11 protein-coding genes are annotated in these 12,691 nt (G+C 40.3%); 9 read left to right on the forward strand and 2 right to left on the reverse strand.

The annotated features are described in order from the left end of the window. Nucleotides 1–2 precede the first annotated feature (2 nt). The 6 genes from napA (at nucleotide 3) to FNZ24_RS06495 (ending at nucleotide 6,759) form a co-directional block, all read left to right on the forward strand. Entirely contained in the window at nucleotides 3–2,492 is a 2,490-nt protein-coding gene (gene napA, locus FNZ24_RS06470) for a nitrate reductase catalytic subunit NapA (protein ID WP_153913659.1), read from the forward strand. Between the two features lie 11 nt (nucleotides 2,493–2,503). Then, a complete protein-coding gene (locus FNZ24_RS06475) occupies nucleotides 2,504–2,980 on the forward strand; it encodes a nitrate reductase cytochrome c-type subunit (RefSeq protein ID WP_153913661.1) in 477 nt (158 codons plus the stop codon). 8 nt (nucleotides 2,981–2,988) lie between these two features. After that, on the forward strand, nucleotides 2,989–3,588 hold the full coding sequence (locus FNZ24_RS06480; RefSeq protein WP_153913663.1) for a cytochrome c3 family protein: 600 nt from the start codon (nucleotides 2,989–2,991) through the stop codon (nucleotides 3,586–3,588). A 174-nt stretch (nucleotides 3,589–3,762) separates the two neighbouring features. Then, entirely contained in the window at nucleotides 3,763–5,544 is a 1,782-nt protein-coding gene (locus FNZ24_RS06485) for an ABC transporter substrate-binding protein (RefSeq protein ID WP_153913665.1), read from the forward strand. Beyond that, nucleotides 5,534–6,271: a substrate-binding periplasmic protein gene (locus tag FNZ24_RS06490; RefSeq protein ID WP_153913667.1), complete on the forward strand. Its 738-nt coding sequence runs from the start codon at nucleotides 5,534–5,536 to the stop codon at nucleotides 6,269–6,271. The genes FNZ24_RS06485 and FNZ24_RS06490 overlap by 11 nt, the downstream gene beginning before the upstream one ends. Before the next feature lie 182 nt (nucleotides 6,272–6,453). Then, nucleotides 6,454–6,759 (forward strand): hypothetical protein, encoded by a 306-nt coding sequence (locus tag FNZ24_RS06495; protein ID WP_153913669.1) that lies wholly within the window; start codon nucleotides 6,454–6,456, stop codon nucleotides 6,757–6,759. On the opposite strand, the gene FNZ24_RS06500 is transcribed toward FNZ24_RS06495, so the two are convergent. Both FNZ24_RS06500 and FNZ24_RS06505 read right to left on the reverse strand, forming a co-directional pair. Then, nucleotides 6,756–7,757 carry a D-alanine--D-alanine ligase gene (locus FNZ24_RS06500; protein ID WP_153913671.1) on the reverse strand — a complete coding sequence of 334 codons (1,002 nt, stop codon included), beginning with the start codon at nucleotides 7,755–7,757 and terminating at the stop codon, nucleotides 6,756–6,758. The two genes, FNZ24_RS06495 and FNZ24_RS06500, sit on opposite strands and share 4 nt — an antisense overlap. 394 nt (nucleotides 7,758–8,151) lie before the next feature. Next, complete coding sequence (locus FNZ24_RS06505; RefSeq protein ID WP_153913673.1) at nucleotides 8,152–9,249, reverse strand: acyltransferase family protein; 1,098 nt, start codon at nucleotides 9,247–9,249, stop codon at nucleotides 8,152–8,154. A 246-nt stretch (nucleotides 9,250–9,495) separates the two neighbouring features. Here FNZ24_RS06505 and FNZ24_RS06510 point away from each other — a divergent pair, with 246 nt between their 5' ends. The 3 genes from FNZ24_RS06510 (at nucleotide 9,496) to prpC (ending at nucleotide 12,565) form a co-directional block, all read left to right on the forward strand. Next, nucleotides 9,496–10,164: a GntR family transcriptional regulator gene (locus FNZ24_RS06510; RefSeq protein ID WP_153913675.1), complete on the forward strand. Its 669-nt coding sequence runs from the start codon at nucleotides 9,496–9,498 to the stop codon at nucleotides 10,162–10,164. A gap of 186 nt (nucleotides 10,165–10,350) precedes the next feature. Continuing rightward, nucleotides 10,351–11,229 (forward strand): methylisocitrate lyase, encoded by an 879-nt coding sequence (gene prpB, locus FNZ24_RS06515; RefSeq protein ID WP_153913676.1) that lies wholly within the window; start codon nucleotides 10,351–10,353, stop codon nucleotides 11,227–11,229. A 211-nt stretch (nucleotides 11,230–11,440) separates the two neighbouring features. Then, nucleotides 11,441–12,565, forward strand: a complete 1,125-nt coding sequence (gene prpC / locus FNZ24_RS06520; RefSeq protein WP_153913678.1) for a bifunctional 2-methylcitrate synthase/citrate synthase — start codon at nucleotides 11,441–11,443, stop codon at nucleotides 12,563–12,565. The last annotated feature ends 126 nt before the right edge of the window (nucleotides 12,566–12,691 follow it).

The following is a 12,691-nucleotide window of genomic DNA, read 5'->3' on the forward strand; positions in this document are numbered from 1 at the left end:
GTATGAACAGACGTGAATTTATGAAAGCCAATGCTGCCATTGCAGCAGCAGGCGTTGCTGGAATGGCTTTACCTGCATCAGCAAGTAACCTAATTACTAGCTCAGAGCAAACTAAATTAGAGTGGAACAAAGCGCCTTGTCGTTTTTGTGGTACGGGCTGTTCAGTCATCGTAGCCACTAGAGACGGTAAAGTGGTTGCTACTCATGGTGATGCTAAAAGTGAAGTGAACAAAGGCCTTAACTGTGTCAAAGGTTACTTCCTTTCTAAAATTATGTATGGCCGTGATCGTCTACAAACACCAATGTTACGTATGACAAACGGTAAATATGATAAAAATGGTGAATTTACTCCAGTAAGTTGGGATACCGCTTTCGACACCATGGCCGAAAAATGGAAAAAAACCATTAAAGCTAAAGGGCCTACTGCAGTTGGTATGTTCGGTTCCGGTCAGTGGACTGTTTGGGAAGGTTACGCTGCAGTTAAATTGATGAAAGCAGGCTTTGGCTCAAACAACATTGACCCTAACGCGCGTCACTGTATGGCATCTGCTGTAGGTGGCTTCATGCGTACTTTTGGTATTGATGAGCCAATGGGTTGTTACGATGATATGGAAGCGGCTGATGCATTTGTATTATGGGGCTCAAACATGGCAGAAATGCATCCAATTCTTTGGACTCGCGTGACTGACCGACGTTTAAGTGCACCACACGTTAAAGTAGCGGTATTATCGACATTCCAACATCGCTCATTTGATTTAGCAGATTTACCGATTGTATTTACCCCGCAAACTGATTTAGCAATGCTTAATTTTATTGCTAACTACATCATTCAAAATGATAAAGTTGATAAAGACTTTATCAGCAAACATGTTAATTTCCGTAAAGGCGAAACTGATATCGGTTATGGTTTACGTGCATCACACCCGCTGCAGAAAAAAGCCAAGAATGTTGGCACTGCTGGCGATTCAACCCCTATCGACTTTGAAGAATTCAAAAAGTTTGTTGCTGATTATGACGTTGAAAGTGTCAGTAAACTTTCTGGTGTACCAGAACATAAACTGATTGAACTTGCTGAGTTATATGCCGACCCTAAAAAGAAAGTGACTTCTTTTTGGACTATGGGCTTTAACCAACACACTCGTGGTGTTTGGTGTAATAACCTGATTTATAATATTCACTTATTAGTAGGTAAAATCTCGACTCCGGGTAACAGTCCATTCTCGTTAACCGGTCAGCCTTCTGCTTGTGGTACCGCTCGTGAAGTGGGTACCTTCTCTCATAGACTTCCTGCAGATATGGTGGTTAACAACCCTAAACACCGTAAAATTGCAGAAGATATTTGGAACATTCCTGAAGGGGTTATTCCTCCTAAACCTGGTTACCACGCGGTTGAACAAAACCGACGACTTAAAGACGGGGATTTAAACTGTTATTGGGTGCAAGTAAACAACAACATGCAAGCTGCGGCTAACATGAATGAAGAAGGTTTACCGGGTTACCGTAACCCTGACAATTTCATTGTTGTTTCTGACGCTTATCCTACAGTGACCACTCAAGCCGGTGATCTGATTTTACCTTCTGCAATGTGGGTTGAAAAAGAAGGTGCCTATGGTAACGCAGAGCGTCGTACTCAATTCTGGCATCAAATGGTGCAAGCCCCTGGCGAGTCAATGTCTGATTTATGGCAATTGATGGAATTCTCTAAGCGCTTTACCACTGATGAAGTGTGGTCTAAAGAGGTGCTTGCTGCTAATCCTGAGTTTAAAGGAAAAACCTTATTTGAAGTGCTGTTCCAAAACGGCAATGTTGAGAAATTCCCTTTAAGTGATGCCGATCCTAAGTTTATGAATAATGAAGCTAAGCACTTTGGTTTTTACGTTCAGAAAGGCTTATTTGAAGAATACGCTCAGTTTGGTCGTGGACACGGTCATGATTTAGCTGACTTTGACCGATATCATGAAGAGCACGGCCTACGTTGGCCTGTTGTCGACGGTAAAGAAACTAAGTGGCGTTATCGTGAAGGTGCAGACCCATACGTGAAAGCAGGTAAAGGGTTTGAGTTTTACGGTAAACCTGATGGTAAAGCGATTATTTTTGCCTTGCCGTACGAACCTGCGCCTGAAGTACCAGATGAAGAGTTTGATATCTGGTTATCAACAGGACGTGTTTTAGAGCATTGGCATTCAGGTTCAATGACTCAACGTGTCCCTGAGCTTTATAAAGCATTTCCAGATGCAGTCTGTTTCATGCATCCAGATGATGCTAAAAAGCGTGGTTTACGCCGAGGTGATGAAGTTAAAGTTATTTCTCGTCGTGGTGAGATTAAAACTCGCGTTGAAACAAGAGGGCGTAACAAGCCGCCTATGGGATTGGTGTTCGTGCCATGGTTTGATGCTAGCCAGCTGATTAATAAGGTCACACTTGATGCGACAGATCCATTGTCGAAACAAACTGACTTTAAAAAGTGTGCGGTTAAGATTGTCAAAGCCTAAGGAGAACGACCATGAAAACACGTAATGTTTTATCAGTATTTGTATTATTGAGTCTTTCTTTTGCTGCTATGGCTGAAATTGCGTCTGTGCCTGAAGATAAGGTTGCTACTTTACGACTTGCGCCAATTGATATTGAGCCAACACCGCCAGCGATGCAAAAGGTGATTAACTCTGACGTAAAACAAGTGCGTAATTATCCAATGCAACCGCCGGTAATCCCGCATCGCATTGATGGTTACCAGATTGATTTGAAAGTAAATAAATGTATGCAGTGCCATGCGCGAAATAGTACAGGGCATTCACAAGCACCTATGGTGAGTGTGACGCATTATATGGATAGAGAAAATAACTTCTTGGCATCATTATCGCCACGTCGTTATTACTGTACTCAATGCCATGTATCTCAATTAGATGCCAAGATACTTGTCGAGAATGATTTCGTTGATGTTAAAGAGTTAATGAAACATTCTTCAACAGCTGAGCACTAGGAGCGTTTATGATTTCAAAATTACTAGAAAACCTGAATTTAATTTGGAAAGTACTTAATCGTCCAAGTGTTCACTACAGTCTAGGTTTTCTAACTCTTGGTGGCTTTGTTGCAGGGGTGATTTTCTGGGGGGGCTTTAACACTGCCTTGGAAGTTACTAACCAAGAACAGTTTTGTATTGGTTGCCATGAGATGGAAAATAACGTTTATGAAGAGTTAAAAACGACGATTCATTTTACTAACCGTAGTGGTGTGCGCGCTACGTGTCCTGATTGTCATGTTCCTCATAACTGGACGGATAAAATTGCCCGTAAAATGCAAGCGTCTAAAGAGGTTTGGGGTAAGGTATTCGGCACAATTAACACCCGTGAAAAGTTTGAAGCGAAACGTCGTCATCTAGCGGAGAATGAGTGGAATAGATTAAAAGCAAATGATTCGTTAGAGTGCCGTAATTGCCATAACTTTGATTACATGGATTTTACGCGTCAATCTAAACGTGCATCACAAATGCATTCGACTTCACTCGCCAGTGGTGAAAAAACCTGTATTGATTGCCATAAAGGGATTGCTCACCAATTACCTGACATGGCAGGAGTGGAAGGTTTTTAATACTTCAACAGCGATAAAAATCATATAGATTTTAGACATTTTGTATCATAAAAAGCCAGCGTAAGCTGGCTTTTTTATATCTAATAGCGCTATATTTAAATATACAAATTATTCAGCAGTAATAGAGACTTAATTTGGCTAACTTATCTTGAATCGTACACTGAAGCAGGATGCATGCAGAAATTATCATTATTATTTAGCTACATAAAAAATACACAAAAATTACCCTCTTTGGCATCACTCAATACTGGGCTTATATTAAGTGTTTTTATTTCATTCGCTCTTTTTGCTGATGAAACAACACAAGCCCGAAAAGCGAATGGGCCGCAGCTCTCTAAAGTTCAAAAAAACTGGTTAGAGAAAGAGTTTCAACCTTCCACGCTATCGTTATCAGAGCAAACGAAGGAGTTGCAATGGTTCCAACAAAAATCTCAGCCCTTTAAAGGGATGACGATTAGAGTTGTCTCTGAACGTATTAATACCCACCAGTATGAATCTAATATTCTAGCTAAAGCTTTTTTCGACATCACTGGTATTCATGTTATTCATGAACTCACCAATGAGGATGATGTGCTAAAGAAGTTTTCAGCGCAAGTCATGACTGGACAACGTCTTTATGATGCCTACATCAGTGATAGTGATTTAATTGGCAGTCACTTTAGACAACAGCATGTAATATCGATAACCGATCTTATCAATCACCAAGCCAAGGCTTACACGCTACCATCATTAGATTTGAGCGACTTTATAGGTCTGGCATTTACTACAGGCCCCGATGGAAAAATATATCAGCTACCTGATCAACAATTTGCCAATTTGTATTGGTATCGAAGTGATTGGTTTGCCAATGCCGATTATCAAAAACAATTTGAAGCTAATTATGGCTATCCTTTAGGGGTGCCACAGAACTGGCAAGCCTATGAAGATATAGCTAATTTTTTTACAAATGACATAAGCAAAATTGCAGGTGAGAAAGTTTATGGTCACATGGATTATGCTAAGTCAGATCCATCTTTAGGTTGGCGAATTTCTGATGCATGGTTATCTATGGCCGGAGTCGGTGATAAAGGATTACCGAATGGTCTACCCGTTGATGAATGGGGAATTCGTGTTGAGGATTGCCACCCCGTTGGAGCCAGTGTTGAACGAGGAGGGGCCTTAAATAGTCCAGCAGCAATTTATGCAATACAAAAATATAAAGACTGGTTAGTAAAATACGCGCCGCCAGAAGCTAGGCAATTGACTTTTTCCGAGTCAGGCCATTGGGCAGCTAAAGGCAATATTGCCCAGCAAATATTTTGGTATACCGCTTTTGTGCCTGATTTTACTCTAAAGAATTTAGCGGTTATGAATAAAGATGGTACGCCTAAATGGCGAGTTGCGCCTTCTCCTGTGGGTAAGTATTGGCAGAAAGGGATGAAGTCTGGTTATCAGGACACTGGTGCTTGGACTTTTTTAAACCATACCCCAGAAAGTAACCAAATCGCTGCATGGCTCTACGCTCAATTTGTTGTCTCTAAAACTGTCTCATTGAAGAAAACCTTAGTCGGGTTAACTCCCATCCGCCAGTCAGATTTAGAATCAGACTATATGACTCAGAAAGCGCCATATTTAGGTGGTTTAGTCGAATTTTATCGCAGTCATGCAAGGGATGTGTGGACACCCACTGGCACCAATGTACCTGATTACCCAGGAATGGCTGGCTATTGGTGGCAAGCAATTAGCCGCATTATTGAAGGGGAGTTATCTGTATCTGAAGGTATGAATGCCTTAGCAGAGGAAGTTGATCAGCATTTAATTAAATTGCAAGCACAAGACCTAACTTGTGGGCCTAAAGTGAATACAAAAAAAGCGTCTTCTTATTGGTTAAATAAACCAGGGGCACCGAAAGCTGCATTGCCCAATAAGGTAAAAGGTAAAACATTACCTTTTGAGGAGGCAATTAATGCTTGGTAGTAAACAGCTTCATTCATTGCTCAGTGCAGTTATTTTTATACTTGTTGGGATCAACTCTGTGATTGCCGAAGAAATTACGGTTTACACCTATCAACATGTTCCATTTGCCGAGCAAACTGACACTAAACACCAAGGTATGATTGTTGATATTATCGACGAGTTATTTTCTAGAGCCGATATTGACTACAAGATTATTTTTAATCCGCTAAAACGTGGTTTGACAATGACCGAAAGAAGCAAAAATGTTTGTGTATTGCCTATTGTGCGAACTCAGCAAATAGAGAGTGAATATCAGTGGGTTGGCCCTGTGCTCATTTCTCGATATGGATTATTTAGCGCCACTAACAGCACAATTCCATTAGTGACACTGCAAGATGCTAAATCATTGTCTATCGGTACCTATTTAGGTAGCGGAATAAGTGAATATTTAGCATCTTTTCACTATCAAGTTCAGTTAACAAATGATGATGGGCTAAATATAAAGAAACTGGAAAGAGGCCGTATCGATCTTTGGGCTGCTGAATTAATCAGTGCGAAGGCATTAATGGAGCAATCTAAAGTCCAGCTAGGTGAACCGGAACTTATATTTCATACTTCTTTACGAGCGATGGCATGTAATAAGTTAATGGATGATGCTAAGCATCGAGCATTAGTTAACGCATTGAATGAAATGTATCAGGATGGATTTATGACTAAAATCAACCGTGAGTATGGTGTTTCTCTTTAATTTTCTCTTATTGCTGCCAATGGTGGCTACAACTAAAGTGCTAGATTCATATCCTTTTAGTCTATAAAAAGTATCGTCTCAAATATAATTTCTTTAACAAACTATACTTAACATATTCAGCAAGCTCTCAACGGATGAGATATCCGCTGTCAATTCTAATGAGCTGTGTTTGGAGGGGTATTATGTCTATGGTGAGTTCTAAAGATTTTGCAAATTGGCTTAAACTGCAGTTTGATCAGTTAGAAACTGGCGTTAGTCTAACAAGAGAAGATATTAATCAGTTAACTGGGCGACAAGGCTTCTCACTTGTGTTTATCAATGATATTCATTATGAGTTGATGCAGCACGGTATTGCGTTTGTGACAGACACATACAGGCAGCATTTTTATATGGTGAAAGTGCAGGATAACCCTTGGCGAGATGAATTGGAAAATGCTGGCCACCAGCAAACATTCTCCAATATTATTTCGATTAATATGTCTCGCTAAAGCTGATTTTCGATGTTATCTAATAAGTAATCAGTAAAGTCTTCACCGTGGTTTTGTAGCATTTTAGGAAACATCGAAATGGGCGTTGAGCCAGGGAAGGTATTAATTTCGTTCAATAAAATTTCATTTTCATCAGTTAAAAAGAAATCAATTCTTGATAGATGTCTTAACTTCATTCCTTTAAATGCTTTAATGGCATAGTCTCTAATTTGTTCCGCTACTTCTTCCGACAGGTTTTGTGCCACGACGTCGGTTCTGGCTTGGCTACTGGCATTATACTTTTCTTCAAAAGTGTAAAATGTATTGCTGGCGCAAATGATTTCACCGGGCAGTGTAGCAATCACTTCGTTCTTATATTCGTATACCGCAACTTCTAATTCGCGAGCAACAATGGTTTTTTCAACCACGACAGAGGGTGCAAAACTGAATGCATCATTCAAAACGTGCTCAACTTGGGCTACATCATCCACTTTGTAGCATCCAACAGATGAGCCTTGAGATGCCGCTTTTACAAATACCGAACCCCACTTATTGAGTGCTGTCTGAGTCTGCTCAATGGCATCTTGGTTCATATCATTTAGGAAAATATATGGGGTATTTGGGATGCCTAACGCACTAAACCACATTTTAGCGGTGATTTTATTAAAGCAATTACTTGATGCTTCAGACTCGCAGCCAAAGTAAGGCAGTTGAATAAGGTTGAAATATGACTGAATATCGCCAGTTTCTCCGGGGAACCCGTGAATACAAGGAATGGCATAATCAACAGCCCAAACAGGCTTAGCTTCATTATCAAAGCGCACTTCACGACGATTGGTTAATTCACAGCGATGTCCGTCTTGATCAAAATAGTGACCATTTGCATCAAGCTCTAGTCTTAATAAATTAACTTTATTTGACTTGGCTAAAGACGATTCAAAATAGTTTGCAGACATAACTGAAACATCATGTTCAGCGCTGCCGCCACCACAAATTAGAAGTACGTTGAAAGTTGTCATAAAGCCCCGAGAGAAGTTGACGATGTAAAACAGTTTAATTCTAGGCTCATGATAATGAACAGGTAAGGTTTAGTGCAAGAAAGGTTTTAGATAACTGCTTATCTAATCGTCAATATCGCCAATTTAAAATTTAAACCTGCTGGTATGACCGTTTTAGTGAAGTTAGAAGTGGTGTTTGGGTTAAACGAAGTTGTTTACGTCAACTCAAAATTACGGCATTGAAATCGCAGTTGTTTGTTTTCAACTAGTTGTTTGTTCTCAACTAGCAACAGCGATTTTAATGGCATTTTCCCATAGTTGAACAGAACTATTCAGGCCATAGTTGAACAGACTTATTCAGGCTATGGTTTTATTCAAACTTTAAAGTTGTTTTTCTTTTATTCATTGGTGGAAGCTACCAACCAATTAAGTAACGACTTTTCTTATTAAATATCTTCTTAATTATTGTGGCAATAAAGTAGGAAATAATAACGACAACCATAGTCACAAACAATGTCGTGAGGATATTGCCACTGCCAGCAAGGCCAAATATATCTGGGCTGTTATAAATCATCCACCAAGGTGTGGTGATCCAAGGGTGAATAAAGTAAATTGCAAAGCTGACTTCGGCTAATTTTTGCAAAGGTTTAATACTGATGTGTTCAAACTTATTCAAAATAGCCAAAATCACAAAGGTCAGTAAGATTTTTTGTGGCAACATTAAATCAGGCACTGTCATCTCAAGGGCAGCTTTGTTAAGTGTGCCTGCGCCAAACCAATGGGCTTGTGCGACTGCCAATGCAATGGCTATCAGTAACATCAGTACCCAATATTTATCAATGAATGGGAACAACTTGTCTCGATGAGCAGAGCCCCAAACCCCAAATAAATACACAGGTAAAAAGTAGAACAAAGACTGGATAGCATTGAGATTTGATTCGGGTCTATGAATAAACATAGCGATAATAAACAGTGGAATAGCAACGATCAGCAGGTGCTGTCGCTTAATCAAATGCATTACCCAAGGCGATAAGGCAAATAACATCATCCCCATTGGAATATACCAATAGGCGGTAAGAGTTCGGCCGGTGATGACATACCAACTTGCTGCAACCGCAGGTTTTTCGATATCGGCATACATAACGTGCATTGCAGGATCAGTCCCTACGGTTAAGTGCCAAAAAATCCAAGGCAGTGACAGGAGTAAATAAGGTAGGAATACAAACTTGGTTTTACTTTTCATGTATTTCTTATAATCCCAGCGGTGATAAAACACGTGGTGGAATAAAAAACCTGAGATAAATACAAAAAATACTGTGCCGTTCATCATTAAGTTAAACCATGCTTTATCGGCTAAGGTTTCAACTTCCCATCCGGCTGGGCGATAACAGTGGGCCATAACAATAAAAATAATCGCAATACCACGGAAGTGATTAATGCTGTTTAAAAAGCCTTTTTTCTCAGCGGGGTTAATCTTAGGTGTTGCGTTAGTGGCATTGGTGCTATCTGACATATTAAGCCTTGATTCTATTATTCTTTAATAAGAAACATCAGTGTTACTCCATTGTGCTTATATTGTTACGAAATAACAATAGTCGAACAGCTTTGTTTGAATCCCCTTAAAGCTAGATTAAACGTATCGAAATATTGACGTTTACGTTAGACCTTTGTCGACAATACACTGGTTTTATATTGACCAGAGTAAATAATGAGCTTATATTGTCGACAATAAGTCGAAACAGAGTTCAGTATTATTCCTATGACATTCTTTAATGAACAGCCAATCACCGCCGCAGACAAGACTTTCTTTGAGTTACGCAAAGATATTGTAGAGGGTGACATCCAAGCTGGGTCAAAATTGAGTGAAACTGAACTGTCGACAAAGTATCAAGTAAGTCGTGCCATAATTCGTGAAGCCATAAACCGTTTAGAGTCTTGCCATTTGGTTGAGCGTAAGGCAAATATCGGCGCTAGAGTGGTTGCATTAAGCCCTGAAGGGTTGATTGAACTGTATCAAGTACGTGAATCATTAGAAGGCATGGCGGCAAGATTAGCGGCTAAGAATATGTCAGACAGCGAAATTGCAGCTTTGAATTCATTACTCAATCGCCATTTTGATGAAGTGCAGTCAGGCGAGTCATATTATCAAGAAGCAGGTGATGTCGACTTTCACTATCGCATCATATTAGGCAGTAAAAACAAGCACCTCATCTCTGTACTGATAGATGGTATGTATCATCTTATTCGTATGTATCGAGTTCAATTAGGCATGGCTGGGCCACGTGTCACTACTGCATTTGATGAACATAAACACATTGTGAAAGCCATTTCTAATCGAGATGAAGAATTAGCCGAAATGCTGATGCGTCGTCACATTATGTATTCTAAAGCCAATATTGAAACCAAGCTAGAGACTCAAGGTGCTTAAGGTGCTCAAGGTTCAAATCGGCAGTAAATAACACTTAAACACATAGCTTAATGGCAGTTTAAATGGATTAAATTTCATTTTAATCCATCTAAACTAAATCATCACAGAGTTAAGCTATCAAAGAGCTAAGTCATGAAAAAGCTAAGCCATTAATAAAGATAAAAACAAATAATAGAGAGGGAAATCATGAGCGCAGGCAAAAAATTCCGTCAAGCACTAGCTGACAACAAACCATTGCAAATTGTTGGGACTATCAATGCTTATGCAGCAATGATGGCAAAACAAATTGGTCACCAAGCCATTTACTTATCAGGCGGCGGTGTCGCCAACGCCTCTTACGGTTTACCTGATTTAGGCATGACATCATTAAATGATGTGATTGTAGATGTACAACGTATCACTTCAGCTTGTGATTTACCCTTAATGGTAGATATCGATACAGGTTGGGGCGGCGCATTTAATATTGCTAAAACGATACGTGATATGGAAAAAGCCGGTGCAGCAGCTGTGCATATGGAAGATCAAGTTGCGCAAAAGCGTTGTGGTCATCGCCCTAATAAAGAAATCGTTTCTACAGAAGAAATGGTCGATCGTATTAAAGCTGCAGTTGATGCGCGCACGGATCCTGACTTTTTCATCATGGCGCGTACAGACTCATTTGCTCAAGAAGGTTTAGATGCCGCAATCGCTCGTGCAAAAGCTTATGTCGCAGCTGGCGCCGATGGCATATTTGCTGAAGCGGTTAAAACAGAAGAACATTATCGTGCATTTTCAGAAGCCTTAGACGTACCAATCTTGGCCAACATCACTGAGTTTGGTCAAACAGAATTGTGGAATAAAGAGCAACTAGGTGAGTGGGGTGCTGACATGGTGCTTTATCCATTAAGTGCTTTTCGTGCAATGAACAAAGCCGCTGAAAATGTTTACTCTGCCATTTTAAATGACGGTGACCAAAAAGCGGTTGTCGACACGATGCAAACCCGCATGGATTTATACGATTACTTGGGTTACCACGATTATGAGCAAAAGCTAGATAGCTTATTTGCTGAAGGTAAAAACAAATAACGTTAACAGTCAACGATTAACGACAAGTTAGCTCAATATCATTAAAGGTTCATTTGTCTTTGCTAGAAACGACTTACTTAATACCTGTATTAAAAATAGCCAAATATTGTTTTGGGACAATATAAGTTTCTAGCAAGCAGATAAGTTATTAATGAGCCAATGACGGCTAAAGTACCCGACAAAAATAAACATAAAAGAATAGGACATCATTATGGTAGACAAGAAATTAAGTGGCGCAGGCCTTCGTGGTCAAAGCGCAGGTGAAACGGCATTATGTACTGTGGGTAAATCAGGTTCTGGTTTAACTTATTGCGGTTATGATGTGGCGGATTTATCTGAAAATGCCACTTTCGAGGAAGTCGCCTACTTATTATTCAACGGTGAACTACCGACCCTAGATCAGTTAGAAACTTATAAAGCAGCACTGACAGCGCAACGAGACTTACCACAAGCACTAAAAGAAGTTCTGCAACGTATTCCAGCTGACGCTCATCCAATGGATGTGATGCGCACGGGTTGTTCATTTTTAGGTAACCTTGAGCCAGAAGTCGATTTTACAGAGCAAAACACTGCAGCTAATCGTCTGCTTGCTGCTTTCCCTGCCATCATGTGTTACTGGTATAAATTCTCTCATGAAGGCGTAGAAATTGATTGTGTCACTGATGAAGACACCATTGGCGGTCATTTCTTGAAGCTATTACGCGGTGAAACCCCATCAGAGCAGCACCGTAAAGTGATGGACGTATCGTTAATTCTATACGCTGAACATGAGTTCAATGCATCAACCTTTACGGCGCGTGTATGTGCATCAACGTTATCTGACATGTATTCATGTATTACTGGTGCGATTGGTACGTTACGTGGCCCACTTCATGGCGGCGCAAACGAAGCAGCGATGGATATGATCCAACAGTTTACTTCACCAGCTGATGCCAAAACACAAATGGCTGGCATGCTAGAGCGTAAAGAAAAAATCATGGGCTTTGGTCATGCGATTTACCGCACTTCAGATCCACGTAACGTGATCATTAAAGCTTGGTCAGAAAAGCTTGCACAAGAGAATGGCGACACTAGCTTGTACGACATTTCAGTGGCGTGTGAAGAGTTCATGTGGGATACCAAGAAACTCTTCTGTAATGCTGACTTCTTCCATGCCTCTGCGTATCACTTCATGGGCATTCCAACTAAGCTATTCACACCGATTTTTGTGTGCTCTCGCTTAACAGGTTGGGCTGCACATGTGATGGAGCAACGTTCAAACAACCGTATTATCCGACCAAGTGCTGATTACACTGGGTCTGAACCACGCACCGTGACGCCAATTAGCGAAAGATAAACCTTAAAAGGCTAACGACACTGCGTTAGCCTTTTTCGTCAATCTTTTAGCAAATCTTTTCGTTAACTTTTAGCTCCGCTTTGTCACTTAAGATTTGCCTACATAAAACAAATAACAATGGATGTA

The organism is Shewanella sp. TC10, from assembly GCF_009663145.1.
Lineage (GTDB): Bacteria > Pseudomonadota > Gammaproteobacteria > Enterobacterales > Shewanellaceae > Shewanella.

What these genes read in the sequence shown, in the direction of transcription:
- napA (WP_153913659.1), top strand. Translation starts at nt 3, where the DNA reads ATGAACAGACGTGAATTTATGAAAGCCAATGCTGCCATTGCAGCAGCA.
- FNZ24_RS06475 (WP_153913661.1), top strand. Translation starts at nt 2,504, where the DNA reads ATGAAAACACGTAATGTTTTATCAGTATTTGTATTATTGAGTCTTTCT.
- FNZ24_RS06480 (WP_153913663.1), top strand. Translation starts at nt 2,989, where the DNA reads ATGATTTCAAAATTACTAGAAAACCTGAATTTAATTTGGAAAGTACTT.
- FNZ24_RS06485 (WP_153913665.1), top strand. Translation starts at nt 3,763, where the DNA reads ATGCAGAAATTATCATTATTATTTAGCTACATAAAAAATACACAAAAA.
- FNZ24_RS06490 (WP_153913667.1), top strand. Translation starts at nt 5,534, where the DNA reads ATGCTTGGTAGTAAACAGCTTCATTCATTGCTCAGTGCAGTTATTTTT.
- FNZ24_RS06495 (WP_153913669.1), top strand. Translation starts at nt 6,454, where the DNA reads ATGTCTATGGTGAGTTCTAAAGATTTTGCAAATTGGCTTAAACTGCAG.
- FNZ24_RS06500 (WP_153913671.1), bottom strand. Translation starts at nt 7,757, where the DNA reads ATGACAACTTTCAACGTACTTCTAATTTGTGGTGGCGGCAGCGCTGAA.
- FNZ24_RS06505 (WP_153913673.1), bottom strand. Translation starts at nt 9,249, where the DNA reads ATGTCAGATAGCACCAATGCCACTAACGCAACACCTAAGATTAACCCC.
- FNZ24_RS06510 (WP_153913675.1), top strand. Translation starts at nt 9,496, where the DNA reads ATGACATTCTTTAATGAACAGCCAATCACCGCCGCAGACAAGACTTTC.
- prpB (WP_153913676.1), top strand. Translation starts at nt 10,351, where the DNA reads ATGAGCGCAGGCAAAAAATTCCGTCAAGCACTAGCTGACAACAAACCA.
- prpC (WP_153913678.1), top strand. Translation starts at nt 11,441, where the DNA reads ATGGTAGACAAGAAATTAAGTGGCGCAGGCCTTCGTGGTCAAAGCGCA.